The 26,600-nt window shown below is 45.7% G+C and carries 18 protein-coding genes and 1 pseudogene; 5 read left to right on the forward strand and 14 right to left on the reverse strand.

All coding sequences use genetic code 11. The annotated features are described in order from the left end of the window. Window positions 1-24: 24 nt before the first annotated feature. Window positions 25-747 (reverse strand): annotated as a pseudogene (locus tag AB4Z50_RS23175) (aldo/keto reductase); the annotation flags it as partial. Window positions 748-877: 130 nt separating this feature from the next. Between AB4Z50_RS23175 and AB4Z50_RS23180 the strand changes: the two are divergent. Beyond that, a complete protein-coding gene (locus AB4Z50_RS23180; RefSeq protein ID WP_076267153.1) occupies window positions 878-1,210 on the forward strand; it encodes a winged helix-turn-helix transcriptional regulator in 333 nt (110 codons plus the stop codon). A 1-nt stretch (window position 1,211) separates the two neighbouring features. Here the strand turns inward: AB4Z50_RS23180 and AB4Z50_RS23185 are convergent, their stop codons facing one another. The 7 genes from AB4Z50_RS23185 to AB4Z50_RS23215 all read right to left on the reverse strand — a co-directional run bounded on the left by AB4Z50_RS23185 (window position 1,212) and on the right by AB4Z50_RS23215 (window position 10,853). Continuing rightward, window positions 1,212-2,084, reverse strand: a complete 873-nt coding sequence (locus tag AB4Z50_RS23185; protein ID WP_441882645.1) for a DUF421 domain-containing protein — start codon at window positions 2,082-2,084, stop codon at window positions 1,212-1,214. Between the two features lie 445 nt (window positions 2,085-2,529). Beyond that, window positions 2,530-3,267 (reverse strand): GTP cyclohydrolase II, encoded by a 738-nt coding sequence (locus tag AB4Z50_RS23190; RefSeq protein WP_441882647.1) that lies wholly within the window; start codon window positions 3,265-3,267, stop codon window positions 2,530-2,532. A 100-nt stretch (window positions 3,268-3,367) separates the two neighbouring features. Then, the gene (locus AB4Z50_RS23195) at window positions 3,368-5,131 is read right to left on the reverse strand and encodes a glycoside hydrolase family 2 protein (protein WP_441882649.1); all 1,764 of its coding nucleotides are present in this window, start codon (window positions 5,129-5,131) and stop codon (window positions 3,368-3,370) included. A 38-nt stretch (window positions 5,132-5,169) separates the two neighbouring features. Next, a complete protein-coding gene (locus AB4Z50_RS23200) occupies window positions 5,170-7,644 on the reverse strand; it encodes a family 43 glycosylhydrolase (protein ID WP_441882651.1) in 2,475 nt (824 codons plus the stop codon). 3 nt (window positions 7,645-7,647) lie between these two features. Beyond that, a complete protein-coding gene (locus AB4Z50_RS23205; protein ID WP_441882653.1) occupies window positions 7,648-8,484 on the reverse strand; it encodes a carbohydrate ABC transporter permease in 837 nt (278 codons plus the stop codon). A gap of 40 nt (window positions 8,485-8,524) precedes the next feature. Continuing rightward, window positions 8,525-9,418: a carbohydrate ABC transporter permease gene (locus AB4Z50_RS23210; protein WP_441882655.1), complete on the reverse strand. Its 894-nt coding sequence runs from the start codon at window positions 9,416-9,418 to the stop codon at window positions 8,525-8,527. Window positions 9,419-9,476: 58 nt separating this feature from the next. Further along, on the reverse strand, window positions 9,477-10,853 hold the full coding sequence (locus tag AB4Z50_RS23215; RefSeq protein ID WP_441882657.1) for an ABC transporter substrate-binding protein: 1,377 nt from the start codon (window positions 10,851-10,853) through the stop codon (window positions 9,477-9,479). A gap of 309 nt (window positions 10,854-11,162) precedes the next feature. Between AB4Z50_RS23215 and AB4Z50_RS23220 the strand changes: the two genes are divergently transcribed. Further along, entirely contained in the window at window positions 11,163-13,208 is a 2,046-nt protein-coding gene (locus AB4Z50_RS23220; protein ID WP_441882659.1) for an RICIN domain-containing protein, read from the forward strand. 644 nt (window positions 13,209-13,852) lie between these two features. Here AB4Z50_RS23220 and AB4Z50_RS23225 read toward each other — a convergent pair. Next, a complete protein-coding gene (locus AB4Z50_RS23225) occupies window positions 13,853-14,605 on the reverse strand; it encodes an SDR family NAD(P)-dependent oxidoreductase (RefSeq protein WP_441882661.1) in 753 nt (250 codons plus the stop codon). A 162-nt stretch (window positions 14,606-14,767) separates the two neighbouring features. Between AB4Z50_RS23225 and AB4Z50_RS23230 the strand changes: the two genes are divergently transcribed. Next, window positions 14,768-15,451, forward strand: coding sequence for an HAD family hydrolase (locus AB4Z50_RS23230; protein WP_441882664.1), 684 nt, complete (start codon window positions 14,768-14,770; stop codon window positions 15,449-15,451). A 315-nt stretch (window positions 15,452-15,766) separates the two neighbouring features. Then, window positions 15,767-17,095, forward strand: coding sequence for an FAD-dependent oxidoreductase (locus AB4Z50_RS23235; RefSeq protein ID WP_441882752.1), 1,329 nt, complete (start codon window positions 15,767-15,769; stop codon window positions 17,093-17,095). 103 nt (window positions 17,096-17,198) lie between these two features. On the opposite strand, the gene AB4Z50_RS23240 is transcribed toward AB4Z50_RS23235, so the two are convergent. Further along, entirely contained in the window at window positions 17,199-18,167 is a 969-nt protein-coding gene (locus AB4Z50_RS23240) for a glycoside hydrolase family 43 protein (protein ID WP_441882666.1), read from the reverse strand. 233 nt (window positions 18,168-18,400) lie between these two features. On the opposite strand from AB4Z50_RS23240, the gene AB4Z50_RS23245 reads away from it, so the two are divergent. After that, window positions 18,401-19,315, forward strand: coding sequence for an ArsR/SmtB family transcription factor (locus tag AB4Z50_RS23245; protein ID WP_441882668.1), 915 nt, complete (start codon window positions 18,401-18,403; stop codon window positions 19,313-19,315). Between the two features lie 38 nt (window positions 19,316-19,353). On the opposite strand, the gene AB4Z50_RS23250 is transcribed toward AB4Z50_RS23245, so the two are convergent. From AB4Z50_RS23250 to AB4Z50_RS23265, 4 genes are read right to left on the reverse strand one after another with little or no spacing between them, the layout of a single operon-like run. Then, window positions 19,354-22,338, reverse strand: coding sequence for a LamG-like jellyroll fold domain-containing protein (locus AB4Z50_RS23250; RefSeq protein WP_441882670.1), 2,985 nt, complete (start codon window positions 22,336-22,338; stop codon window positions 19,354-19,356). Window positions 22,339-22,353: 15 nt separating this feature from the next. After that, entirely contained in the window at window positions 22,354-23,334 is a 981-nt protein-coding gene (locus AB4Z50_RS23255) for a carbohydrate ABC transporter permease (RefSeq protein ID WP_441882672.1), read from the reverse strand. 5 nt (window positions 23,335-23,339) lie between these two features. After that, window positions 23,340-24,218 carry a carbohydrate ABC transporter permease gene (locus AB4Z50_RS23260; RefSeq protein ID WP_076267167.1) on the reverse strand — a complete coding sequence of 293 codons (879 nt, stop codon included), beginning with the start codon at window positions 24,216-24,218 and terminating at the stop codon, window positions 23,340-23,342. A gap of 2 nt (window positions 24,219-24,220) precedes the next feature. Beyond that, complete coding sequence (locus AB4Z50_RS23265; RefSeq protein ID WP_441882674.1) at window positions 24,221-26,593, reverse strand: DUF5696 domain-containing protein; 2,373 nt, start codon at window positions 26,591-26,593, stop codon at window positions 24,221-24,223. Between the last annotated feature and the right edge of the window lie 7 nt (window positions 26,594-26,600).

Here is a 26,600-nt window from a genome sequence, read left to right on the forward strand (position 1 = left end):
TTGCTATTTCTATCATTTTGCTTTTTAACGCATCGGAGCAAAGCCGCTGATTTCTGCCAAGATTGCTTCAGTTTGTGATAGCAGCTCATCTGACAGTTCAATGTCTACAGACTTTATGTTTTCTTCGATTTGAGCCGGTCGGCTCGAACCGATAATAGCTGAGCTCACATTCGGCTGGCGAAGCACCCATGCTAATGCAAATTGTGACAATGATGCTCCAATCGTTGCAGCCAGCTGCTCCAGTTTCTCTGCAACCTGCAGTACATCTTCTCGCAAATAACTGTTAATGATGCCATTTGTCTTATCATTTGCAGCACGACTGCCTGCCGGCACGGCTTGGCCTGGCTTGTACTTACCTGTTAAAATCCCTTGTGCAAGCGGTGAGAAAACAACCTGCCCCATGCCTTCTTGCTCACAAGCTTCGATAACGCCCCGTTCAATATACCGCTCAAACATATTGTAAATCGGTTGATTCGAAATAAGCTTCCGGAGGTTAAGACGTTTCCCTATCGCTGCAGCATCCGTAATTTGCGCAGCTGTCCACTCGCTGACCCCTGCATAAAGCACCTTCCCTTGTGCCGTCAAATCATCGAGTGCCCGCAAAGTCTCCTCAACCGGCGTTTCCGAATCAAAGCGGTGGCATTGATAAAGATCTATATAATCAGTACCCAAACGCTTCAAGCTTGCATCACATTGCTCGACGATATGTTTTCTAGAAAGTCCGCGATCATTTAGTCCTGAATCGATTTACTCCGCTCTTCATCTGTAGTCTATAGTACAACTTTCTATTATTAAAGTAGTGAATGTTTTTTCACTTTATTATCTTATATATACATACTATACTATTGGTAGCAGATAGCAGAGAGGGGAATTGTCGATGAGTGCACATAATTACATTCCGAAGGAACCGCTCCATATCGAATGTAATATTGAGAAGACATTAGATGTGATCGGCGGTAAATGGGCTTTTTTAGTGCTGAGAGAACTTTTTTGCGGCACCAAAAGATTCGGAGAAATACAGAGGCTTATTCCGGCGGTTAGTCCTCGTGCATTAACAAGCACGCTCCGTCATCTCGAGGATAAGGGCGTGCTTGAACGCAAGGTTTTCCCAACCGTGCCCGTTACCGTCGAATACACACTGACACCTAAGGGCGAGGACTTGCATCATATTTTAAAAGAGATGAAGCTTTGGTCGGCTAGATGGACATAGGCTAATGCTTCAACAGCTGATCAGGCAGTGACTTTGTGCTTGCTTGAAAGCGATCAATTGCAGTCTGATAAACGCGTCGATCGCTTTCATTACGAGACAATCGTTCAAGTCGAATCAGCTCCGCCTCAAACTGCTCAATCAACATAATAACACGATCCTTGGGTTTGGATTGTTGACTATTTTGCGGCTGCTTGCTCTCTTCGCCGGTATCGATAAGCAGCTCGCCATTGCTGTCAATTTGGGCAAAAAATACTTCTGATTCCTTCACATTTCGCTTTTCCAGCTCATGCAGCAGCCATTGCCGGTCATGTCCTAAATTCGCAAGCACCTCATCCTGTATATCCCCATCCATCAAAACGGTCATTGCCTCTCGCTCATTCGGCACCTGCCAGCCAAGCGTATCCGGCGTTAAAGGCTGATAGGCTTTCTTCAACAGCACATTGACTTCACCGCTTGATTCCATAACAGCAAACTCCACGTCGGCTACACGGTATACATCCTTTTTGCGCAATTGCTCGAGCATCTCATCCAAGGTCAACCGTTCCTTGTGCAAGCTTTCTTTGAGCAGCTGGCCATCTTTAATTAGCACAGTACCTTTTCCGTCAATAAAGTCACGAGCCTTCTTGCTTTTTATGGTCAAAAATTCCATTCCGACCGACACACTAACCCAAACCGCTAATGATACCAGTCCCAAAAACCATAAATTGTCGAGATCAAGCGAGATATATGCGGCAATATTACCGATAGATATACCTGTTATGTACTCGAACAGCGACAGCTGAGAAATTTGGCGTTTTCCCAAAACCTTCGTAAGCGCAAATAAAATAGTGATGGCCGCTAACGTTCGCAGTACAATTTCAATCCAACTTGGCATTTTACTTCCCCCTTCCATTTCTAGAGTATCCAGAAAGGAAAAAGTCATTCGCTGTAATTTGTTGTTGCATTTAAATATAATATGTAGTATGATAATGGGAATGTATAATATTTAACCCCATAACATCCCCAGTAAGATTCAATGATTTCCTCAGATTTTGATTTCTTTGCTGTTAATTCCAAACCTGTTACGTGATGTATTTCTGATTCACACTGGCGCGGTCATCGGAGCCGCGAGGACGGAAGAGAGGTAGGGCTTTCGTTGTTTTAGGATGCGAGTTTAAGACAACTTGGTACACATGCTGTTTGCTGTTAACAAGGGGACCCAGTACGGCCTTTCTTATAAGAAGAAGAGGTCCGGTTAAATATATGATACAAACAAGGGCTGTCCGGCTAGCGCATTTATGTGCTACCTGGGCAGCCCTATCCAATTTTTTAACCTTTAATTATTCATTAGGACAACCGCTTGCTGCAAAATGACCCGAACGATTCACTTTTGTCGCGAGATACCTCTCATTATGCTCCGATCGATCTCCCCAAAGCGGAATACGATTTTTCACATCAAGTCCCGCCGCCTGCAGTGCATCCAGCTTCTTCGGATTATTCGTAATGAGCGACACTGGTTTCTCACGAAGTGCTTTCAATACGAGTATCGCATCACTATAACTGCGAGCGTCATCCACAAAGCCAAGCTCCTCATTCGCCTCTACGGTGTCATAACCCTTCTCTTGCAGTAAATAAGCCATCGCTTTGCTAAACAAACCGATTCCTCTTCCTTCATGATTGGCCAAATAAAACAATGCGCCTGTACCCTTTTCCACAATCATGTGCATTGATTCATGCAGCTGATAACCGCAATCACAACGTTTGCTGCCAAAAATATCGCCCGTATGACAAATGCTGTGCATTCGAATCCACGCCTCATCTGCCTGTTCGAAATCGCCATACACCAGCACGCTTGATTGCTGCATTTCTGCTAAATTAATCGACGAAAGCTTCTTGATGATTTGCTCCGCATCGTCAAGCTGCTCTTTGCAGAGCAGCCAACAATACCATTGAAAAATTGCCTCGCCTTCATCAAGCTTCACCGGAAGTTGAATGGGACCGACTAAATAAATAGTGCCATTATCGCTTTCAATCACTTTTATCTTCTGATCAACTATAGATACTGCTTCTTTAAACATATCGCAATGCTCCTGACCTGTTCATAGTCTTTGTTTCGACTATTATGTTCGGTAAGTACATTAGCTATGCTAAGTGCAGTTCGCAGCATTGGAATGTCGCCTATAGAACCGGGATCATTCCTTTGTTTAACTCTCGGTAGGTTTCAATAGGAAGCTTCGGTTCACGCTCGAAGGACAGCAAGCCATTTTTCTCCTGCTCAACATCCGTTAACTGCGTATAACAATAACCTTGCAGTCCGCCAGCCGCTATAATCGGACGCATCACGGCAACTAAACGGTTCAAGAAGTCCTGATCGTCTCTAGCCGAAGAATACCCCCAACCTACTTCATTATCCTTAATATACGAAATACCGCCGAACTCCGATAACTGCACCGGCTCGCCATTATAAGTGAACCCAGGCACAAGTATTTTTCTGCCTTGAGGATCACATTTGACGGACATTTCAGGCGTTGCATATCTACTTGCCAGTATCTGTTCATTGCTTTCGTAATCATGAACCGTGTAAATATCAGATTTCACATGCTCCCAACCATCGTTTGAGATAACAGGTCTTGTATCGTCGAGAGATTTGGTCAAATAATAAAGAGTAGAGGCATGGTGCTGCTGCCTTTTGTCTATTAATATATTTGGCGTTCCCCAGCTTTCATTAAGCGGAACCCACACGACGATACAAGGATGATTGTAATCACGGTGAACAGCCTCTTGCCATTCATTCATGATACGCGTCACGTATTGTTCGGAGTATTGATACGCATTGGCCATCTCGCCCCAAACGAGCAGTCCTAGCTTATCGCACCAATACAAATAACGCGGGTCTTCTATTTTTTGATGTTTTCTCGCCCCATTGAACCCCATTTGCTTGGTCAGCTCGACGTCCGTACGGAGCATTTCATCGCTTGGAGCTGTTAGCACACCACCTGGAAAATAACCTTGATCCAAAATTAGCTTCATATAATAAGGGCGATTGTTTAAGCAAATAACGCCATCCTCAATGGATATCTTTCTCATACCGAAATAGCTTTTGACATGATCCAATTCTCGTTCTCCATCAAGCAGCATAAATTCAACATCATACAAGTTTGGCTTCTCCGGTGACCACCAGCGGCCAAGCCCATGATCATTAAAATCATGAAGCTTGATAGAGACCTCCTCTTCCTGCTCCATAACACGAATAACATCCTCAGCGATTAATTCACCTTCAAACGATATTTTAATGCTAAGTCGCAAGCCATTATATAATTCCGTTCCCTTAATAAAGCTGCGAATATGAATTTTATTATGATCGATATCCGGCGTCAATCTCACTCGGCTCACATATGCTTGATTAACAGCCTCCATCCAAACCGTTTGCCAAATCCCAGTCGTTCGCGTGTAGAAAACTTGCTCTGACTGCTCCTTCCAATACTGCTTCCCTCTAGGCAGCGTGACGTCTTTACTATAATCTTGAGCACGCACGACTATGCTATTGGGGCCTATTGCATTCAACACAGCAGTAATATCCGCATGAAATGGGGTGTGGCCTCCCTCATGACTTGCTACTAAATGTCCATTTACCCATACCTTTGCTTCATAATCAACAGCACCGAAATGGAGAATGATTCGTTTCCCTGCATACTCCGTTGGAACCTCAATACTTTTACGATACCATACGATATCGTGAAACGATTTTTCATTAATGCCGCTTAACTCGCTTTGGTAACAAAATGGCACCTGAATCTTGCGATCAAACTGTTTTCTCTCGAACCATTTATTATCACAACCTGCGTTTGAGTCGTCATACTCAAATTCCCATTCCCCGTTCAGGTTTAACCAGGATGATCGCTCAAATTGCGGTCTTGGATATTCATTTCGTATTGCATCCATCATGTTCCCACTCCAGTCCTATTGCTTATGCTTATATATTATTTTTTTAGCGGATTTATCATTAAATGGTTGAACAACATTGTTGAACGTTCTGACCGAATGCCTACCTTGCCATGCAAAAATGGATAAGGGTCCGTATAATTAATAACTGGAGTTGAGCCATCCCCCAGAAATAATTGTATGTTCCCGTCTTTTGCAACAACTCTGAACGAATAGGCTTTACCAGTTTCCAATTCTGCGGTTTCACTAGCTACTAAATTGGAATCATAGTTCATCCGATTCAAAGTTAGCTGCGAAGAAGAAATGCCGATGTAATAGCCCATGACTGCATCCCTAACCTGAGCCGGATGGTAGGATTCATTGGAAGCTCGAACAAAAACGCCTCCGATATCCGTTTCTGCATTCAACTGCACATCAAACGTCAGCTCATAATTGTCCCAATTGTCACTGCCCGCAAACAACATGTCATCATCTATGCCGCTGCCGCTATAATCATCCTCCGATTGTCCAAACAGCCCCATTCCCGTTTGAGAGGATAATGAATGGAACGGCTGCTCCTTATCCAGCAGGTCTATAGCAAACAGCTCAAAGGAATGCATTTCCACTGGTCCAGCTTTCAGCTCTATCTTAAGCTCATGAAAACCTGCCGCAATTTCGATTGTTCCAATTCGAACCTTCGCTGTACCTTCTACAAAGGCTGGGTCATCGGCTTTGATCTTCGTCTTCACGGCTTCGCCGCCGTCAATTGACCATTCCAAGACAACATCCTTCTCCGGCTTTTTAAGCGTTAAGCCGATCCCGTATTTCGCATGATCCTTCACATTCAGCTTGTATTTCAACCAGTCACCGCCTTGCAGCAGGCTCACGGAATAACTGCCGTCATCCAGCTTGCGAATCGGTACACCGTCTGCTTTCCTAAAATCACTGGTCTCGGATGACTTCTGCTCCAAATGAAAGCCGCGATCAGCTTCCTTCAAATAATGAACCGACTCAATTGCCCCAGGCACAGGCTTATAGGCCTCAAAATCACTGCTGCCGCCTGCTTCATTCGTAAAGGCTGTATATTCATAAATTGGCTGCGACTGATTGGCGATATAGCCAATTTTCCCGCCGCTCGGCTTAGCTGTATGCTCCTCTATCTTTTTCATTCCATCGAAGAAGACAAGAACGCTGTCATCACGCTGCTCAACACGAATCGTATGCAGCTTCGAGTAATCAAATTCACTAGGAAGCAGTGCTTGTGCAAGCTGTTTCTCTGATCCATTTTGAACCGTTACATACCCAATCTCATGTTTGCCTGGCCACAGCTTGATTGCTGAATAATTAGCTTCATCTGCATAAGAGAATACTGCTGCAATCGTACCGCTATCCACTGCACTGTCCGAAAAATTCAATCGGAAGTTATATTCCGCAATAAAGGCATCTTCCGTCGAAAGTTTACTCAGTACCTTTTGTTCAGCCGCGGACGATGATTTATCCCATTGTTCTGAAGAAATGCCGTCAGTGAGCCAGCTATATAATGAAGGCATTGCTGGCGCAGGCTGCATATGATCATGAGATGGACCAAAAACAACCAGCTTATCACCGTTATAGGCAAGTCGATCAATGTTCAATTCACGTACTGGCGGGCCTTCAGAAGAATGTCCAACCAGATTATGATAAGTCAAATAATAAGAGTCCATATCCGGCCCAAGCACTGTTGCACTATGGCCAAGCCCTTTAAATTCATCCTTTACGCTGATGACGATCGGATTGTTTGCAGGAATCGTATAATCGCCGAAAGGCCCATCCTTGGATACCGCATAGTTCACCCGATAACCGTTGCTAAATACGTGATTGCCCGTATACGTCATATAGTAAAGGCCATTTCTCTTCCAGATCATTGAACCTTCTGTCCAATGTCCAAGAAATGCATTAGTCGTTACGCCAACATCAATCGTTAATGGATCTGGCATTTCATGCGCAACGATGCCTTGCGTGCCTGCATTCGTAAAATACCATTTCCCGTCATCGTCAATAAAAACAGAGCCATCGATAGAATTTCCGAGATTTTCGGTTTTGACGACGAAAGGGCCCGTTGGGCTGTCGCTTTGCAGCACATAATGCCCTTGGCCTGCCGGGGATGTATATAAATAGAAGCTGCCATTCCAGTAAAAAACCTCAGGTGCATAAGCCCCAGTCGTAATGAGATCTTCAGTAACTAGACCTTCATATTTCCAATCCACTAAATTTTCGGAGCTCCAAGCTTTAATGCCCGGACGAAAGTCCTTTGTACTGCAATACAAATAAAACCTACCGTTGTAACGCATGATGAAAGGATCACCGATCCCGTAATCCTCCCACTCTTGCTCCAGCTTCAACGAATTTGTATACAATTTAGCATCCTCCTTCAACAGTACGACTGCTTTTTCTTCTGGCGTGGACTTGCAGCCACTTAACATGACTACAATGCATACAACGAGGAAGGCGACAAGCTTCGTCGCCCTCATTTGTGTAAGGTTAAAATATCTCATGCGCTAACCTTTTAAGCCGCTAATCGCCATAGACTCGATAAAGTAGCGTTGGCAGAAAAAGAATACAAGAATGACTGGAACCATCGATATAATCGATGCTGCCAAGATTACCGGATAGTTAGAAGATCCCATATATTGTGATTGCATAGAAGCAATAAGAACTTGAATGGTTTGTTTCTGCGGTGAGCTTAAATAAATAAGCGGTCCCATAAAATCATTCCAAATGCCCATAAAGCTTAACGCTGCTTGAGCTGCAATCGCAGGTTTTGCAACCGGCAGTGCAATGGTCCAGAAGGTACGGAAGAAACCGCTGCCGTCCAGCTTCGCTGCTTCCACCAGCTCATTCGGCAAACCTCCCGCCAAGTATTGGCGCAGGAAGAAAATAACGACGATATTGCCAAATAACCCGGGTACGATAAGCGGTAAAAGCGTATCCGTCCAATTAATTGACGAGAAGCCAATAAACTGAGGAATCATAACGACGGAAAAAGGAATCATCATCGTGCCAAGCAAGGATAGAAAAATAGCATCTTTAAACGGAAATTCAATCTTAGCGAATGCATATGCCGCCATTGTTGAAACGAATATTCCAATGACAAGTACAAAGACGACAATAATCATGCTATTCATAAAACCGCTTAGCAACGGAGAATCATTCCAAGCCGTTACATAGTTTTTGAATGTAGCCGGGTCTGGAATCCATTTAGGCGGAATTTCAAAAACGTTGCGTTGATCTTTTAATGAAGTGGATATCGTCCATACGAACGGCGCCAGCATAATAATAGAGCCGATACATAGAATTAATGCCACCCAAAGGTTTGTTAGTCGTTTCTGTTGCATTTGAAATCAAACTCCCCTCGCAAACTGTAACGGTAAAAGATTAATCGTTGTACACCCATTTTTTCGATAAACGGAACTGAAGGAGTGTAACGATGAAAATAATAATGCCAAGAACCCAAGCCACTGAGCTGGCATAACCCATATTAAAATACTTGAACGCATTTTCGAAAATATAAAATACTACGGTTGCCGCACTATACTCCGGCCCTCCGTCGCCTGCCAATACGTAAATTTGGCTAAACGATTGGAACGCGCCGATAACGCCCATGACAATAACGAAAAAATGAATGTTCGTCAGCAGTGGAATGGTAATTAACCGCAGTTTCTGGAATGCACTCGCGCCATCCACTTCAGCTGCCTCGTAATAGGACGACGAAATCGATTGCAGCCCGGCTAAATAAAGAACCATCGTACCGCCAACGCCGCCCCATACTCCCATCAAAATCATGGAAGGCTTAATCCAATTTGCGTCACCTAACCAGTTAGGCCCTTCGATGCCGAACCAACTCCACATCGTTTGGTTGAGCAAACCAAAATCATGATTCAAGATCCATTGCCATAACAACGACACCGCAATAATGGGTGAAATGACTGGCAAGTAATAGATTGTCCGTAAAAACGAGATTCCTTTGAGCGGACGGTTCATCATAATAGCAAGCAAGAGTGCCACAATCATGCCAATGGGTATGCCCAGCATCATAAATACTGTGTTAAAAAGTGATTTGTACACCTTCTCATCGTGAAAAACTTCGATATAGTTATCAAAACCTACAAACTCAGGCGGCGTAACCAAATCCCAAGACGTGAAGCTTAACCACGCGGAGTAAAGAAGCGGTGCGACTCCAAAAATGAGAAAGCCAAGCACTGGGGCCGCGACAAACAGGTAGGCCCATGCATATTCTTTGCGGATATAACTAGGTTTACTTTTCCTCATGCGTACACATCCTCGCACTAGCTATTCGTTATTTATGTTTATCATTCGAAACTTTCGTTTACTTATTTCCCTTGTCATACAGCTCTTGAAGCTTCGGCTGCAATTCCTTCGCCCAGTCTGCAGCAGTCATCTTGCCATCCCATACTTTGCCGGCCTCTTGCCACATCGTATCGATCCATTTTGTATCCTTTGAACCGAACTCAATTGGCGGATGGCCGTAATCTTCAATAATATCAAGGAATACTTGACGATTTGCTGGTGCTTTGTCATAAGCTACAAACTCGCCTTTTGCCATATCGATCAAGTTTGGCACCGCTTGCCCAAGCTCGTAGTTTTGCTTTTGTCCTTCTTTATCCAGTGCAAGGAATGCTGCTAAGTTAAATGCTTCTTGTGCATGCTTCGATTTGCTGGATACCGAGTAACCCATTGAGCCAACCCACGTCCCTGCTTTGCCTGTCTCCGGATTCACCGGCCATGCCGCAATATCCCATTCAAACGGCAAATCCCAAAATCCCGGTTGATCCCATGGTCCCATTGGGAACATGCCTACTTTGCCGGCTACAAATCGCGAGTAMGAATTCATCGCTTTCTCATCCTCCGGCGACGGCGATACATTGTGCTTGATGCGCAGATCTGCTACCCATTGCATTGCTTTTGCGAATTCCGGTGTATCAATCGTTACTTTGCCTGTTGTATAGTCGATGAAGTCGCCTCCGCTTGCCCATACCGCGCCTTCCAGCGTAAAGTTGGCTCCGCCATAAATATCGACTTTGCCATCGCCATTCTCATCCTTCGTCAGCTTCTTCGCTGCATCTAACCAGTTGTCCCATGTCCATTTGCCAACCTCTGCCGGCGGCAATTCGAGCCCAGCTTCAGTAAACATCGTTTTGTTGTAGGCCATTGCCCATGGACCTACGTCCTTCGGCAATCCGTACAAATCCCCTTGCCCSAGCTGCTTGCCRTCAAAACGGTAWCGATCWAGCGCTTGTTTCCATACGTTATCGGCTTGGAACAGCTCTGTCGTTTCTAGAAACGGCTGYAGRYTTTGAATCGTGCCTGCTTCGGCAAACTTGTAAAACTGCGGGCCCGATACATAGAATACGTCCGGTGTTTTGCCCGATGCAACYAGCGTAGACAGCTTCTGATTGTATTCAGCAGGCGGCACGCTTGTGTACTCTACCTTTACGTTCGGATATTTCGTTTCATACGATTTGATCAGCTTCGTAAATATATCTTTCTCCTGCGGACTGCCATGACCCATAAATGAAATCTTTACTTTTTCTTGCGGTGCGTTTGTTGCTGCATCGCCTTTATTCCCCGTGTTTCCATTTGTAGCAGAGCTGTTGCCATTTCCACCTGATGAACAAGCCGATAGCAGCATTCCAAAGCATAATAGCATTACAAGTCCAAGCTTCGCGGATAATTTTCTATTCATTTCGTTTGACGCCTCCCTTTTTTTGCAAGCGCTTCCTTGATGAACTCATTCTAGATTATATTGTTATACTTTTAAATACTCTATTTAGTATAAAAAATAAGAAATTATGTTCTTTCAACTAATGCTTCACCTTAAAAATCAGTCTATAACCCCATTTTCAAACGAATACTTCTACATTTTCATTCAACTTCTATCATTCCAGCGTTTTTAAAGCACAGGATATACTAACTTTAGTATATATTTAAATACTAATATATTCTATAATCCGTTTTGAAGCGCTTACAAAACAATAAGAGGAGATGGTTTCACATGTTTGTCCAAAGCAAGGTTAGAATAACCGCTTTATGGATTGGCTTGCTTCTTATAATCAGTATTCTGCTCCCTGGTTTTCAAGCTTTTGCAGCTCCTGGATTAGCTTGGCCCTCAAATACCGCAACCGTATTCACCCCTCAAAATGGCGGAGTATGGTATCCACGGCTGCTAAAGCTGAGCAATAACGATATTTTAGCCTCTTTCGATACGAATGCAGGCGGGGGCAATACAAGAGTCATGCTTTCTCGCAGCACGGACGGCGGTCATACCTGGTCTCCTGCCATACAAGCTGCAGCTGATTCCAGCGGTAATGTAGGTAATGGCCAAATGCTTCAGTTGCCGAATGGCGAGATTTGGCTATCGTACCGCCTTGTTGTGCAATCGGGTTCGATTTATAACACTTACCTAAAAACCAAAAAAAGTACCGATGGCGGCAGCACCTGGTCAGATTTAACGAACGGCCAAATCGGCTCTGCGACAGCAAACTCGTTCAAAGGATTATGGGAACCACATCTTCAAATGCTTGGCAATACAATAGCTGTATATTATGCGGATGATAGTCCTGCCACTGTAGGCAATACAGGCCTTCAGAAGCTTATTATGAAAACATGGACCGGTAACGGCTGGAGCGGCGAAATAATTGTCAGCGACGGTGTTGCCGCAGGCTCTAGAGATGGAATGCCAGTTATTACCCAAATGGCTAATGGCCAATACATCCTAGTGTTGGAAGCGACCGACGTCGCAGGTCATCCTTTTGTTATAAAATATAAAATATCGTCGGATGGTTATAACTGGAACGTTCCTCGTCAAACCCTTTATGTTCCTTCCAAAGCCGGAAAAAAAGCTGGTGCGCCTTTTGTTGTTAAGCTTGGAGATGGCCGCTTGCTTGCTTCTTTTCAAACGGACAATGACAGTACGAATACCGGCGACGCTTTCTCCTCCATGTACACGATGATTAGCGCAGACAATGGTGCAACTTGGCAATATCGGACTAATATTTTCCCAGTAAGCGACTCGACCAGCTCCAATTGGAATGCCTTGCTGCCCATAGATTCTACTCACGTCCTTGCAGCGACGAGTGCAGACTATCCAAGCAGCGGAGTGTATATTCGATTTGGTCATGCAGTTACACCATCGAACACAAATCTAGTAACAAATTGGAGTTTTGAAACGGCAAACGTAAGCGGCTGGACGACATTTGGCGACGATTACCCCGCTCGAATTAAAGTACATGGCACAAACGATGGTGTCGGTGTACCCGCCGCCCAGGGCAATTATTTTATCGGACTAGCCGGAACGAGCGGACCTGCATCGGCTTATGTTGGCCAAACAATTAGCGGTCTTGATAATGGCAGCTATACGCTGCGTGCGTATATGCGGAGCAGCGGCGGGCAGAATTCTTGCGTAATGGAAGTAAAAGATTTTGGCGGAACGTCGCGTCAAACCAATTGCCCCGTAACCACAGCTTGGACGCCGGTTACACTCTCGAACATCGCAGTTGTAAACGGGCAAGCAACCATAGGCTTTTTCACATCAAACAGCCAAACGAGCCAATGGGTCGATATTGACCGGGTTGAGTTTACTCGCAACGATGTTTACAATGGTGTCGTTTCAGGCGGTGTATACAAGCTTATCAATACAAATAGCGGCAAAGCGCTTGAGGTGGATGCTTGGGGAACAACGAATGGCTCCAATGTGCAAATTTGGACGGAGGGTGCGAATCAGGCAAATCAGCTCTGGCAAATTACTCATGTCGGGGGCGGAGCATATAAGCTTATTAACACGAACAGCGGCAAAGCGCTTGATGTCAGCGGGGCAGGAACAGCAAACGGCACCAATGTTCAAATCTGGGATTATGCGAACTCAGATAACCTGCATTGGAAGATCATCGATACCGGGAGCGGTTACTTCAAGCTTATCCACTCACTCAGCAATAGGGCGCTGGATGTCGCTGCTTCTGGCACAGCCAACGGTTCAAACGTTCAAATCTGGGATGATCTCGGAAACGGCGCCCAAAGATGGAAGCTTGTTCGTGTTAGCTGATGGCGTAAACCCTGGTTGATTCATTAGCATAAAAAAGTATTCAATACATGCGTTATCCTAGAAGGTAAAAAGCTTCTCGGACAATTCATTACCGTATTAACGCATCTGTCCTTTTGTGCTCTTTCTGGCAACCACTAGTCTAAAATAGGTCACCTTTCTATCCACGAAGCGTTTGGAAGTTGAGTCCTGTGTAATATGAAGGATTTCATAAAAAGTAAGCCATGAAGTAAATACTCATCTCGCAGAAGCTGCCTAAACCATTCTAGAGAGGAGTATTTATTCATGGCTCCATTTCAGGTTACACTTGGTCTAGATCACCAATGATGCATCCAGCTGTTTATCGAGGAGTCTAGGGGCGCAGGCGTAACAGTTAAAGATGGGGTTTCACACATAAGCATGGACTTCGCACCTTTGTAAAAAATGATCTAGAAAATAGGCTTATTTTCGCTCCCTCATAGTCAGGCTGTTTTATGATAATCACTGCTTTAAATAAAGCAATGGCAGTCTCAAAAGCAGATAAACTGCTTTTGAGACTGCCTCTTTTTATTAAACAAATATACTCCATATGGCGCTGACACACTACGAGATCTGCCCCAACACCTCCGCCCTTATGCCATTACACTCGCTCTACATCCCCCGTCAAATTACTCCTCATAAATCATTTTTCTAGTCATACCGCCATCAATTGTGATGTGGGTTCCGGTTACAAAATCATTTTGAGGGTCTGTTAAATATAGGCATGCCCGTGCAATATCCTCCGGTTTGCCTACCCGCTTAGACGGATGCTGCTCATGATCCTCTGGGCGCAGCTTGCTGTAATCACCCGTTTCGATCCAACCTGGACATATTGCGTTAACCGTAATATGATCTGGGCCGAGCGAAACCGCCATCGCGTGGGTTAGCGATAGGATCCCGCCTTTGGATGCCGCATAGGCTTCTGAATTCGGTTCTGACATCATTGCTCTCGTAGAAGAAATGTTTACGATAGCTCCACCGCCGGTTGTCCGCATCAACTTGGCAGCCTCACGCGAGCAGACAAACGTCCCGCGCAGGTTCGTATTCACAACGCTATCCCATTCATCAATGGATAGGTCGTATGGCGACTTCCATATGCCAAACCCCGCGTTGTTTATGACGATGTCTAATCTCCCGACAATTGTTTCCAAATCACGCAGCATTTTAATAATGGCATCAGGCTCGCTCATATCGGCAGAAAGAGATAAAGAATCATAACCTGCCTCTTGCAGCAGCAAGCCAGTCTGCTCCAGTCCTTCTTCGTTTTTATCCACTAATACAGGCAGTGCTCCTTGTTCCGCATAAGCTAGTGCAAGCGCTCGTCCAATACCAGCCCCAGCGCCTGTTATGAGTACAACCTTATCCTCGTATGCTGCTTTCATTTCGAATACCTCCTTAGCGTGCCCTTTTACCTAAAGAGTTTAAAGCAAATCGAAGCAAAATGAAAATCCAAACCACTTACCTCCATCAAGAGGAAAAATACAGCAGCTTCACGAAATAATAGTCAACGGAACAACGGCAGGATTTTTTAGAAAATCTGAAAAATGGAGCTGATCCCTCTGAACACTAAAGCTGTCTTTTTCGATTTATTTGAAACGTTGATAACTGAATTTACGGATGGCAAGCGCACCATCAATAGATCCACGGACGATGCTGCACTTCTCGGCATGAATCATGGCGATTTCAAGAAAGAATGGCGCAAACGGCAAGAAGCAAGAATGACCGGACAATATGTTAACTTCATTGAAGTGATGAGAGACATTTTGGAGAAGCAGAATTCACCTTACAACGAACAAATAGTGGAGCACTTGTATCGAACAAGAATCGATGAAAAACAGGCTCCATTTTTAACGATTCAGCCAGCTGTTCTTGCCATGCTGAAAGAGCTGCAAAGCAAGCACATAAAAATAGGGCTTATTAGCAATTGTACAGAAGAAGAAATTCGCCAGTGGAAAGCTAGCCAGCTTGCTCCCTACTTTGATGATGTCATTTTCTCGTATGAAGTTGGCTTAGCCAAACCAGACATACGTATATATCAATTAGCCTGTGATAGGTTAGGCGTATTACCCGAAAATGCAGTATTTGTAGGCGATGGCGGTTCTAATGAGCTGGATGGCGCATTCAACGCTGGCTTTAAAGTTTTCCATGCCTTTTGGTTTAATACCTACATAACAAGCCCCTACACAAAGCTGCTCCATCCTGAACATTTGATAGCCCAATTGCCATAAACGAATAAAAACAGATTTGCTACTCTGATGATTCACAACCCCTGCTCTAGTTTATTATCATCCAATCGTATGGATAAATGGTTACTGTGGAAGTTGTGGACAAAACGTGTCAAATAATCTGAAAATTTAATCAATACTGTAAAAACAGCTTGAACACCCCTTGTCAATTTTCTCAAAAGCGAATATGATAAAAGCAATCAAAGGTTGTGAATCTTTTCACACTGTATAGTATATTGTGAATTAATTCACGTTGTAGGGGCGGCTGCCATAGCAGACTACCCTCTACACATCCCATAGGAGGCGTTTTTTATGACGATGAACATTGCTGTGATTGGCTGTACACATGCAGGAACTGCTGCAATTAAACAAATGGCTGCACTTTACCCGGAGGCCAACATTACCGTTTATGAACGGAATGACAATATCTCGTTTCTATCGTGCGGCATCGCACTGCATGTTGGCGGTGTAGTTAAAAATGCTGAGCAGCTATTTTATGCTTCGCCCGAGCAGCTCGCTGAGCTTGGCGTGAAGACGCATATGCGACATGATGTGCTTGCAGTAGATACGGATGCCAAACAAATTCAGGTCCGCAATCTTGTAACTGGCGACGAATTTACTGAAAGCTACGATAAGCTCGTCGTTACAACAGGCTCGTGGCCGATTATTCCACAGATGGACGGCATCGCGCTTGAAAATATCGTTCTTTGCAAAAACTACAACCATTCGAAAGAAATTATCGAGAAAGCAAAAACAGCGAACCGCATTGCAGTTATCGGAGCTGGCTACATCGGTATTGAACTCGTAGAAGCATTTGAACAGCTAGGCAAACAGGTAACCTTAATCGACAATATGGAACGCATTTTATATAAATACTTAGATCGTGAATTTACAGACGTTACAGAGCAGGCATTGATTGATAAAGGGATAACTATCGCAACTGGCCAGACGGTAACTTCGTTCAAGGGCAGCGAGGGTCATGTAACGACGGTCATCACGACAGCTGGAGAATATGAAGCAGATCTCGTCGTGCTTTGCATCGGTTTCCGTCCTAACACTGAGCTGCTGAAAGGCCAAGTTGACATGCTTCCTAACGGCGCGATTATTGTGGATGATTATATGAGAACGAGCAAAGCTGATGTATTTGCTGCTGGCGACAGCTGCGCCATCCACTATAATCCAACAGGGCAAAACGCCTATATTCCTTTAGCCACAAACGCTGTCCGCATGGGAACGCTCGTTGCCAAAAACCTGATGAAACCAACGGTCAGATATCTTGGAACACAAGGCACGTCGGGTATAAAAATTTACGATTATAACATTGCATCGACTGGTTTAACGGAAACAGGCGCACTTGCTGCGGGAATGAATGTGAAAAATGTCACAATCATTGATAGCTACCGACTTGAGTTCATGCCTACCTTTGAGCAAGTGACTTTAAAGGTCGTATATGAAGCGGATAGCGGCAGAATCGTTGGCGCACAGGTGTTATCGAAGGTTGATCTCACCCAGTCGATTAATACGTTGTCGGTTTGCATCCAGAACGGAATGACGATGGAGGAATTAAGCTACGTCGATTTCTTCTTCCAGCCGCATTACAACAAGCCATGGAACATGCTTAACCAAGCTGGCTTGCAAGCTGTATAATTTTATAAAAGCTGCAAAGATGGCACCCTGCCATCCTTGCAGCTTTTTTATTATCAATTAAAATAACAAAAGCCGCCCTTTTACAGGCGGCTCTTGCTATTAACTACAAATTATCAGCCGGCGGCTTCCCGAAATCAGGGGTTCCATCAGCGTTCCACGTAAATATCTTGGCGCGGGCGTGACGATTAGGATCAAATAACGGATCGCCTTCAATATCCTTGTAGCTGCGAGCATGATAGATCAAAATATCCTGTTCCCCATCCTCAGATACGGTGAAGCTATTATGCCCTGGCCCATATTGACTATTTTCCGGGCAGCTTGTAAACACTGGCGTCTGCGTCTTTACCCATGAGAGCGGATCAAGCAGATCACTGTTCTCCTCAGCAGTCAATAAACCCATTGCATAGTTATGATTGGTGGCGCTGCCGGAGTAGGTCATAAATATTTTCCCGCCCCGCTTCAGAACAGCCGCTCCCTCATTTACCATGAAACCAATGACTTCCCAGTCGAGCTCCGGCTTCGTAATCAGTACCTGCTTGCTCTTCAGCGTCCAAGGATTGCTCATCGAAGCGATATACAAATTTGTATTGCCTTGAATGGCTGGGTCTTGCTGCGCCCATACTAAATATTGCTCGTCATTGTGCAGGAAGCTTGTCGCATCAAGCGAGAAAGAATCCCAATCCGTAATGATCTGGCCCCTCTCCGTCCACTCGCCCTCAAGCGGGTTAGCCGAATCATTTTCAATAACATACATGCGATGCCTGAATGGCGCATCTGCCCTTGCGGCAGCGAAATATACATACCATTTTCCAGCGATAAAATGCAGCTCAGGTGCCCAAATATTGTGGCTCATTGGTCCCGAATCGTGTTTTTTCCATACCACAACCTGCTCAGCATCGGTAAGTCCTTCCAGCGTTTGTGCTCTTCGCAGCTCAATCCGATCATACTCCGGCACGGAGCCTGTGAAATAATAATACCCGTCTGTATGCTTCACAACCCACGGATCTGCTCGTTGCTCTATTAACGGATTTCGCAGCTGCTTCTGCGACTGTTCAGATGCTTGTGTGCTCATGTTTCTCTCAGTCCTCCAGCTAATATTTCTATTTTTATAAAGTAACTTCATTGATTCATTACTATAAATACGAAGGGTTTCACCGACTAAATATAAATTGTCAAGGTTTCTCTTTGCATATAAAATAGATAAGATATATCAGAATAACATTTTCATTAACGAATTCGACTTCATATTTTCAATCACAAGCTGTATGGCGAATCCAATGTTAAAAAATTGAGCGGAGTGAACGTATGAAAATTGATATTTCAGATACTCATTTACCCATCTATGAAGCATTAGCCAGTGATGTAAGGCTTAAAATCATACAATTGCTTGCTCTGCAGGAGATGAACATCAAGGATCTCGCACAAGCGCTCGAGCTGAGCAGCCCCATTATGACGATGCATGTGAAAAAGCTCGAAAAAGCCGGTTTAATCAGCTCCGAGATGGTTTCCAGCAGCGGCGGAACCAAGAAAATGTGCAAACTTATCACTGATAGCATCGAGATAGATTTCCCGTCAACACGGCGCCCAGCGCTTCGCACTTATCATGAGTCCATCATTTCCATCGGTCACTACACCGACTTTGAAGTGGAGCCTACCTGCGGCCTCGCTACGACTGCTAAAGTCATTGGCATGTTCGATGAGCCGCGTTTTTTTCTCGATCCTGATCGCATTAATGCCAGAATCCTTTGGTTTAGCAGCGGCTTTATTGAATACAAAACAGCCAACTTCTTATTGAAAAGCGAGAAGCCTACTGAGCTCGAAATATCTTTTGAAATTTCCTCCGAGGCTCCTTTTGCCAATGACAATTGGCCTTCGGATATTTCCTTTTACTTAAATGACACCAAAATCGGCCTTTGGACGAGTCCTGGCGACTTCGGCGGCAAACGAGGAAAGTATACCCCCGATTGGTGGTGGGATGAAATTAATCAATACGGCCTGTTGAAGGTGCTGAAGATTACGCAAGCCGGAACCTTCATCGACGGTCAGCAAATATCCGATGTTACCCTTGATGATGTCAACATACTAAGCAAGCAATGGAAATTCCGCATTGCTGTCGAGAAGGACGCCGAAAATGTCGGCGGCGTTACGTTATTCGGCTCTGGGTTTGGCAATTACAATCAAGACATCGTCTTTAAGCTTTATTATGAAAGGAACGAATAAGAGCTAGCGGCGTGAGCTGCTAGCTCTCCATCCCCTTTTTACGGTAAATTTTTCAGCCTAAAGACCGTAATGGATTGTTTCGCAAGCTCCAGCGTAAATATGTTAGACAACCCATCAACAACCTGCTCCTTAGGCAGCACGGCTTCAGGCTCCGCAAACGAATTCTCCACACCCATATCTGCTTGGAGCGACAGCTTCGTTCCTTGCGGGGCAATCGTTTTCCCCTTTATTTCAATAGACGCATTCACTGTATAGTCATTGGCATTTACGATTTTCAGAATGATCTCATCTGTCTTCTCATCTCTGCCCGCTATGAAATAGAACGGCTCCTCTCCTTGTTTACCGCCACGTCCCGCCTCGTACGATTCGCCGCTTCGCATGCTAATTGAAGCTGGCAGTACCGAGCTCGCAACATGATTGCTGAACAGTTGCTGCACATAATAGTTCGGAGTCCCATATACTTCAGCATTGTTGAACCAGATTAAATTCGGCGCCCACTGTGTATACCCTTCCTTACCAAACAATGGTGCATAGGAAGCCATAGCTACAACATCAGAATTCCGCTCCAACCCGATCATGAACGCCGCTTCAGCCAGCGCTGAACCGAAGCTGTTGCTGCGTTTGCCGTTATGTGATGCATATTCGCCTACGAACACTTTTGGCCCATTCCGATCATACGTATCATAACGATTCGAATTCGCTATAAACCAATCAGGATTCATATAATAATGCTCATCGACGATATCTGTTGGCTTATCCTTCTGCCACCGCCAAGCATCATCAAATATAGGACCAGAAGGCGAAGGACCCGCAGACGCAATAAGTTTAATAGTTGGATACTTCTCTTTAATTGCAGCTGCAAACATTTCGTATCTTATAAAATAGTCCGTACCCCAATGCTCGTTGCCAATCGCAATGTAATGAAGCCCAAACGGCTCAGGGTGTCCATTCTTCGCCCGCTTCGCTCCCCATTTGCTCGTTGCAGAACCATTTGCATATTCGATCAGATCAAGCGCATCTTGGATATAAGAAGCAAGCTCCTCTATCTGCGCTACGTCTGACTGACGGAATTGATCGCCCATTCCTGCATTTACGACAGGCAGCGGTTCTGCTCCAAGATCCTCGCTTAGCTGGAAATACTCATGGAAGCCAAGCCCGTAGCTTTGATAATAAGGTGCCGTTAAGGCGCCGCCCCACATATTCGTATTTTGCTTTCGTTCGGACGGATCTCCAATCGAGTCCTTCCAATTGTAGCGATTGCCTATCCCATCTCCGCCTACGATGCTGCCTCCGGGGAATCTTACGAATGACGGCTTCAAATCAGCCAGCATACGGACAAGGTCTGCACGCAAGCCGCCTGGCCTATTCTTCCATGTGGATTGCGGGAATAACGAGATCATATCAACGTCGATCTGACCGTTACCGTTCGCGCCCAGCACCAGTCTTCCGTTCAGAGCTGCTTCAGAAGCCGTTATTGTCCCCTTCAGCTTCGTCCATTCCGCTCCCATTTTCTCGGCTGTGATTACCGTTTCGCCTAGCCTTTTGCCGCTATCGTCTTCTAGATAAGCAGTAAGCTTAAGCGCTGCATGGTTGCTGCTTCTTGCATACATCGAGAAATCATATTTCTCACCTTGCTGCAAAGCCATTCCGCCAAAACCACTATTTACGATTGCAAACTCATCTTCTTGGGCTGGAGCCCTCACCTGCATCGATAAATAATGTGGATTGTTTGCGTTCAGCGGCGCTTTATCCGCAACTTCTACTGCTCCGTCTCCAGATCCAGCTTTTCTTACCGCCCAGTTCCAGAATGAATCGCCGAATTCGAAGGAGCGATTCTCAATCAATTCTGCATACACGCCGCCATCACCGGCAAAATTGATATCCTCAAAGAAAATCCCATATAAGGTATCACTTACAAGAGCGCCCGTCTGATCCGCTTGAATGGAAATCGCGTAATCCGCTGCCCCTTCCTCCCATATGCGAAGCGGTATTTTTTTCTCCCCCGCTGCTTTCCCTTTGTTGACCATTGCCGTTAACGTTGCTTCAACATCTCCATGTCCGCTTGCCGGTCTAGTAACTGTGCCATCTGGGGCAACTGTTTCTTCATGATCAGAGGACCAGACGATGCTCGTGCCACCCGGTCCACTGCGCAGCAGCTCTAAAGATTCCATAACACGGCTGCTGCTCGGAAGAGATAACCACTCTACCGCAAAAGCAACTGTATCCTGATCGTTCATCCCTTCAGTCAGTTGATCAGCAATTTCATCAGCGGATAGAGCTTCGCTATAAATCCGCACCTCATCTACTTGGCCGGATAAATACGGGTCCACGTCAAATTGCGATTTTCCGATATAGTTGCCTGTCGTACCCGCCATATCACTCGGCTTGATCGATAGATCATCATTGTGGGCGATTTCATGCCCATTCAAATAAAGAATGCCCTTGCTGCCAGACCAAGTGAAGGCAACATGCGTCCAGCTGTCCGCCGGAAAATCCGTTTCGGTGCTGATCATTTGCTCGCCGCCGCCATTCTTGATCGCAAGCTTCATCTTGCCTGTTTCTGACATCGGGGTAAGAAACAAATAACGATCCACTCCATTGCCGAAATCGAAGATACGCTGCCACGTCCGCAGATCGTTAATATTAACCCATGCGGATATCGTCAGCTCATCCAAACCATTCAAAATTGCCGTAGGCATCTCCGCATAGGCACTTGATCCGTCCAGCTGCAAGCTGCTTCCGAACTTGCCCTCTTTCTGCAGCACGCCGCCGCTCAGCGTCCCAGTATTATCATGACCTGATGCGTCCAGCAATTCATTCGGTGAAGCGCTCAGCTCCGACTTCTCCGTATGATCGAAAGTGTAGCGCAGCAGCAAATGATTTTGATAAGCCTGCTGCTCATCTCGCTGGGCTGTTTCCTTTATCTTAGGCTCCTGCCGCTGGCTGAAGACAATCCAGATAACAGCTGCCGCCAATACCAGCAGCAATATGGCAGCCAGCTTCTTCAGACGTATGTCAATCAAGCTGCATCTCTCCTACTATTCACCTGCGATACCGGAACGCTCGACGCTCTCGACGAAATAACGCTGCGTGAACATATACAAAATAAGCACCGGCAGGATCGTTAGCATAACCCCAGCCATAACTTGGTTTTGCAGCGTCGGCGCCATGCCGAGCGTACCTGAGGATACCGAGCTGGATGCCTGCTGAAGATCCAGATTCGCATTGCCGTTGAAGAAAGCCATATTTTGCGCCAGATTGAAATACTCTGGAACGAGTAAATACATATTCGGCTCAAACAGGTCATTCCAGTGCCACACAACCGAGAACAGGAAGACAACCAGCATGGCAGGTTTCGCGAGCGGGAACATAATCATCCAGTACGTCCGGAACGCACCCGCGCCATCGATTCTTGCCGCTTCCTCCAGCACATTCGGCAGCGTTCGGTAAAATTGAATAAAGATAAGGACGAACAAAGAGCCTTTCAGTCCGTGTCCAAGCAGCGCCGGCACAACGAACGGCAGATGCGTATTTACCCAGCCCAAGTCGAGGAAAAAGGTAAACAACGGCACAACGATCGTCTGCGGCGGCACAAGAAATGTAAATACAACCATCGCCAGAAACAACGCTTGACCGGGAAAACGGTAACGTGCGAAGCCGTATCCTACAATTGAACAGCTTACGACTTGAAGCATCGCGCTGCCAAATGAAATGATGGAGCTGTTCAGCAGTCCCGGCCAGAAGTTAATCTCCTCCATCGCGATCGAATAATTCGTTAGATTAAACTGCTTCGGAATCCACTGAATCGTAGCATCCGCCACATCCTCCGGCCGCATCAGCGATTTTGATACCATATAAAGCAGCGGATAAACGAAAACAAACGCCAAGCTGAGAATAACGACATAATAGAAAAACGTTCCGATAAAGCCGCGTCCGCGCTTTATCCAAGTAATCTTCCAGACCTCTTCCGCTTTGCCTTGAAGGTCGGCATATTTTTCGGTCATGCTAGGTGAATTCATGCCCTCTACCCCCTACCTTCGGTTGCTGACAAGCTTTTGCGGAAGATGAAGAATACGACCGCTAGCACAACCGAAATCACAATAAAGTAAATCCAGCCCATTGCCGAGCCATAAGCGTAATTATTCGTTTTAAACACATTGTTCATAATGTGATTCATAATTTGGTTATCTGTTTTGGTAAACGAGTTGACGACGCTGTAAAGCGTGTTGACGAACAGCATCGGCATAATCATCGGAAACGTAATCTTCCAGAAGCTTTCCCATTTTGTCGCGCCATCACATTTGGCTGCTTCGTAAAGCGCTGGCGAAATCGTCTGCAAACCCGCGATAAAAATCAATATTTGCACGCCCGAATCCCACATGACGAGGGTTAAAGAATCTGCATATTGAAGCAGCGGGTCCAAGATGCTGTCCGGTATAAATGCGTTTAGCTTGCTGTAAAGATCGTATTGATAGAAGATTGGGAGCTGGGCAGCACCCTGCTCCAGCAGCTCCCTTAAGATGGCGCCGGAAGCGATAATAACCGGCAGAAAGAATATGCCGCGAAACAACGTACGACCACGAAACGGACGATTAAGCAGCAATGCGCTGAACATCGCAAAGATCAGAATAAGCGGTACCTGCGTCAGCATCGTTGTCAGCGTAGCTTGCAGCAGCGGCACAAAATCGATGTCTGTCGTAAAGGCAGCCCGGTAATGGGTCAAGCCAGTATAAGATGCCTTTAGCCCTGCCTTCGTAACCTCCAAATTGTTAAGCGAATAATAAAGTGATTTGCCAAGCGGAATGACCATGAACAGTAAGAAACCGACAACCCATATGGAAATGAACGAGTATCCCTCAAAGATGTGGCGGCCTCTCATCGAGAGTCCAAATTTTTTGCCCATGCTCATTTCCCTCCGTTCTGCATGAGATATCCTGCCRCAGGAATAGATAAGCCGTCAACCATCGCTGAAGCACTGCCGTAATTGACAATAACCTTTGTTCCATTCGCATACGTTGTTTGGTATACGTTATTGCTCAGCTTCTCATGATCAGCAATCGTCTGATTAGCAATCGCTTTATAAATAGACTCAAGCTCGTTATATTGTGAAACGGTATCATCAATCCATGTCCTATATTCGGAGCTCCATAACCGATCCTCCAGCGTTCTTTGAAGCTTCGTTGTAGGCTCATAAGTCAGCTCTAGACTAGGCAGCGCACCATACTCTACCATCCGAAGCAGCTCGTTCTGGGCATCATTTCGCAAATTGATTGGATTAGCCGTATAAGGCACCAGCCCGCGTACCGCAATCTGATAGAAAGGAACTGTCTCGTCATTGTAAATAAAATGGCTGGAATCAAGCGGTGCACCGCTAATGCCATCAATATGCCCAAGCATATAAGCAAATCCATAATCGACTGACGCTCCGCCAGTAGTCTCCCGAACGGCATCCGCAGCTTTCACCCAAGCTGATGCTGTCTCGCCGCGCGTTGTCAGCGACTTCGGATCGATATCGGAGTACAACGTATTTCCCCAAAAGCTAAGATGGATACCAGAGATGCCAAGCTTCGAATAATCCTTCAGCTCTTTGTTCAGATGTTTGCTGATGACACGCTCTGGCTTCATCCAATAATAAAGTCTGCTGTCGTCATTCCATCTGCTGCCAATAAAATAATCAGTACTTGGCGCTACTTCACGATCCATGCCGCGAATGGCGTCTTTTGACTTCTTCATGCCGTCGCTATCTGCGATTGCGCGAGCATAGTTTGCTTCCAAATAAAGCGAAACCCCTTTATTAGCGGCATAGGCGGCAAGATCCTTCAAATCCTTTGCTCCGCCCAGCTTCTTCTCCACTGGAAAGTGATCCGGCTGATCGCCATATAAACCATCATCAGACCATCCGGAAAACGTAAGCTCTAAATTCGCGATTCCTTTTTTCTGAAAAGCATCAATAATTTCACGCGCTTGATCGAATGTCGTCATCGAAATGAACGTATTGCCAAGCACCTCATCACGCAAAATGCCGCCAAGCAGCTTCACCTTAAAGGGAACTGCCGTTTGCTCCAAAGGCTTAACTCCTTGCTCCTCTTTCAGAAATTTGCCGTATGCCTGTGCCATCCCGACGTAATCAGCTTCCTTGTCTTGAAGCAGTACGTAACGCAGCTGCCGATCGCCTTTGATCCAGTTGCCTTGGAAAAATGGGATTTCACCCGATGTCCCGATGAAAATAACATCGCTCCAGCGGTACACGAATTCCGCCGACGTCCGGTAATAGGAGATCGCGCGAATGCCTGACGGCGTTCCATTAATCTTCGCATCGTATTGACCTTTCGTTACGATACCGAGCGAGCCTACATCGTCGCGGTAATTGCCGAATACCGGCAGCGCAACCATTTCTTTTGGAGCAAGCTTTTGCCGCCACATTTGATCAATATCCGTATGTGATTGCGTAACATAAGCCGGGTCGGCGCCATAGATCATTTCGGAGTAACCCGCAAAATACTGCGGATGCTTCGCGCTGTATTTCATAAGCGCGCCGGAGCCGTCCGGCAGGAAAATCGCTCCTTCCTCCGTATCCGCAGCAGCGTTCCAGAATGGCAGCGGCTCAATACTTACAAACTTTGCTTTGCCCGCTTCCTTAATGGATGCTTCCGGAATCGAAAGTTCGAAGCCTTTCTCATTCAAGCGATATTCAATCGCAAACTCCAGCTTTTCCTTCACGAATTGGAAGGTTACTTTCGCCCCGCCATCAATCGTCTCGATCTTCAGCTTGTTTTCCTTTTCCTTTGCTAAGTACGTTTGTACAGTATCCGAGCCCTCTGTATACTTCACATGAACGGCGGCATCCATAAACTTCTTATTATTAGGCATCGTCGTTCTAGGTAGCTGCGGCGTCCCCAGCCATTCTTTCTTGGTTCGCTTGTCAACGAGGCGAACATTGCCTGTTTTATCGTCGATGTACATCTTGTAGCTGCCGTTCTCCGCAATTTGCTTTGTAGCAGATACAGGATACAGCTTCACTTCGCCTTGGTCAGCTGGCTCCGCGTTCTCTGCAGTGATCTCTGCAGCAGACTCTTCTGCTGGAGCCTCCGAAGCTGCAGTTGAATCCGAAGCCGCTGCGGCATCTTCATCCGTAGTCGTCGCAGTCGCAGTCGCACTATTGCCCGCGTCTTCCTCCGCTTGAACATGGGTTTCGCCTTCCACGCTCCCGAAGTGAGGGAATATGCTGACAACGAGCAGCAATGCCACGATAATAAGCCATTTTCGTTGTTTCCTCATCTCGTCC

It is taken from the genome of Paenibacillus sp. 2TAB26, assembly GCF_052115145.1.
Taxonomy (GTDB): domain Bacteria; phylum Bacillota; class Bacilli; order Paenibacillales; family Paenibacillaceae; genus Pristimantibacillus.

Bases quoted from the DNA above. Each gene is read 5' to 3' on its own strand.
- AB4Z50_RS23210 (WP_441882655.1), bottom strand. From the start codon at position 9,418: ATGAGGAAAAGTAAACCTAGTTATATCCGCAAAGAATATGCATGGGCC.
- AB4Z50_RS23260 (WP_076267167.1), bottom strand. From the start codon at position 24,218: ATGGGCAAAAAATTTGGACTCTCGATGAGAGGCCGCCACATCTTTGAG.
- AB4Z50_RS23245 (WP_441882668.1), top strand. From the start codon at position 18,401: ATGAAAATTGATATTTCAGATACTCATTTACCCATCTATGAAGCATTA.
- AB4Z50_RS23235 (WP_441882752.1), top strand. From the start codon at position 15,767: ATGAACATTGCTGTGATTGGCTGTACACATGCAGGAACTGCTGCAATT.
- AB4Z50_RS23240 (WP_441882666.1), bottom strand. From the start codon at position 18,167: ATGAGCACACAAGCATCTGAACAGTCGCAGAAGCAGCTGCGAAATCCG.
- AB4Z50_RS23220 (WP_441882659.1), top strand. From the start codon at position 11,163: ATGTTTGTCCAAAGCAAGGTTAGAATAACCGCTTTATGGATTGGCTTG.
- AB4Z50_RS23230 (WP_441882664.1), top strand. From the start codon at position 14,768: ATGGAGCTGATCCCTCTGAACACTAAAGCTGTCTTTTTCGATTTATTT.
- AB4Z50_RS23225 (WP_441882661.1), bottom strand. From the start codon at position 14,605: ATGAAAGCAGCATACGAGGATAAGGTTGTACTCATAACAGGCGCTGGG.
- AB4Z50_RS23255 (WP_441882672.1), bottom strand. From the start codon at position 23,334: ATGAATTCACCTAGCATGACCGAAAAATATGCCGACCTTCAAGGCAAA.
- AB4Z50_RS23180 (WP_076267153.1), top strand. From the start codon at position 878: ATGAGTGCACATAATTACATTCCGAAGGAACCGCTCCATATCGAATGT.
- AB4Z50_RS23205 (WP_441882653.1), bottom strand. From the start codon at position 8,484: ATGCAACAGAAACGACTAACAAACCTTTGGGTGGCATTAATTCTATGT.
- AB4Z50_RS23185 (WP_441882645.1), bottom strand. From the start codon at position 2,084: ATGCCAAGTTGGATTGAAATTGTACTGCGAACGTTAGCGGCCATCACT.
- AB4Z50_RS23200 (WP_441882651.1), bottom strand. From the start codon at position 7,644: ATGAGATATTTTAACCTTACACAAATGAGGGCGACGAAGCTTGTCGCC.
- AB4Z50_RS23190 (WP_441882647.1), bottom strand. From the start codon at position 3,267: ATGTTTAAAGAAGCAGTATCTATAGTTGATCAGAAGATAAAAGTGATT.
- AB4Z50_RS23195 (WP_441882649.1), bottom strand. From the start codon at position 5,131: ATGGATGCAATACGAAATGAATATCCAAGACCGCAATTTGAGCGATCA.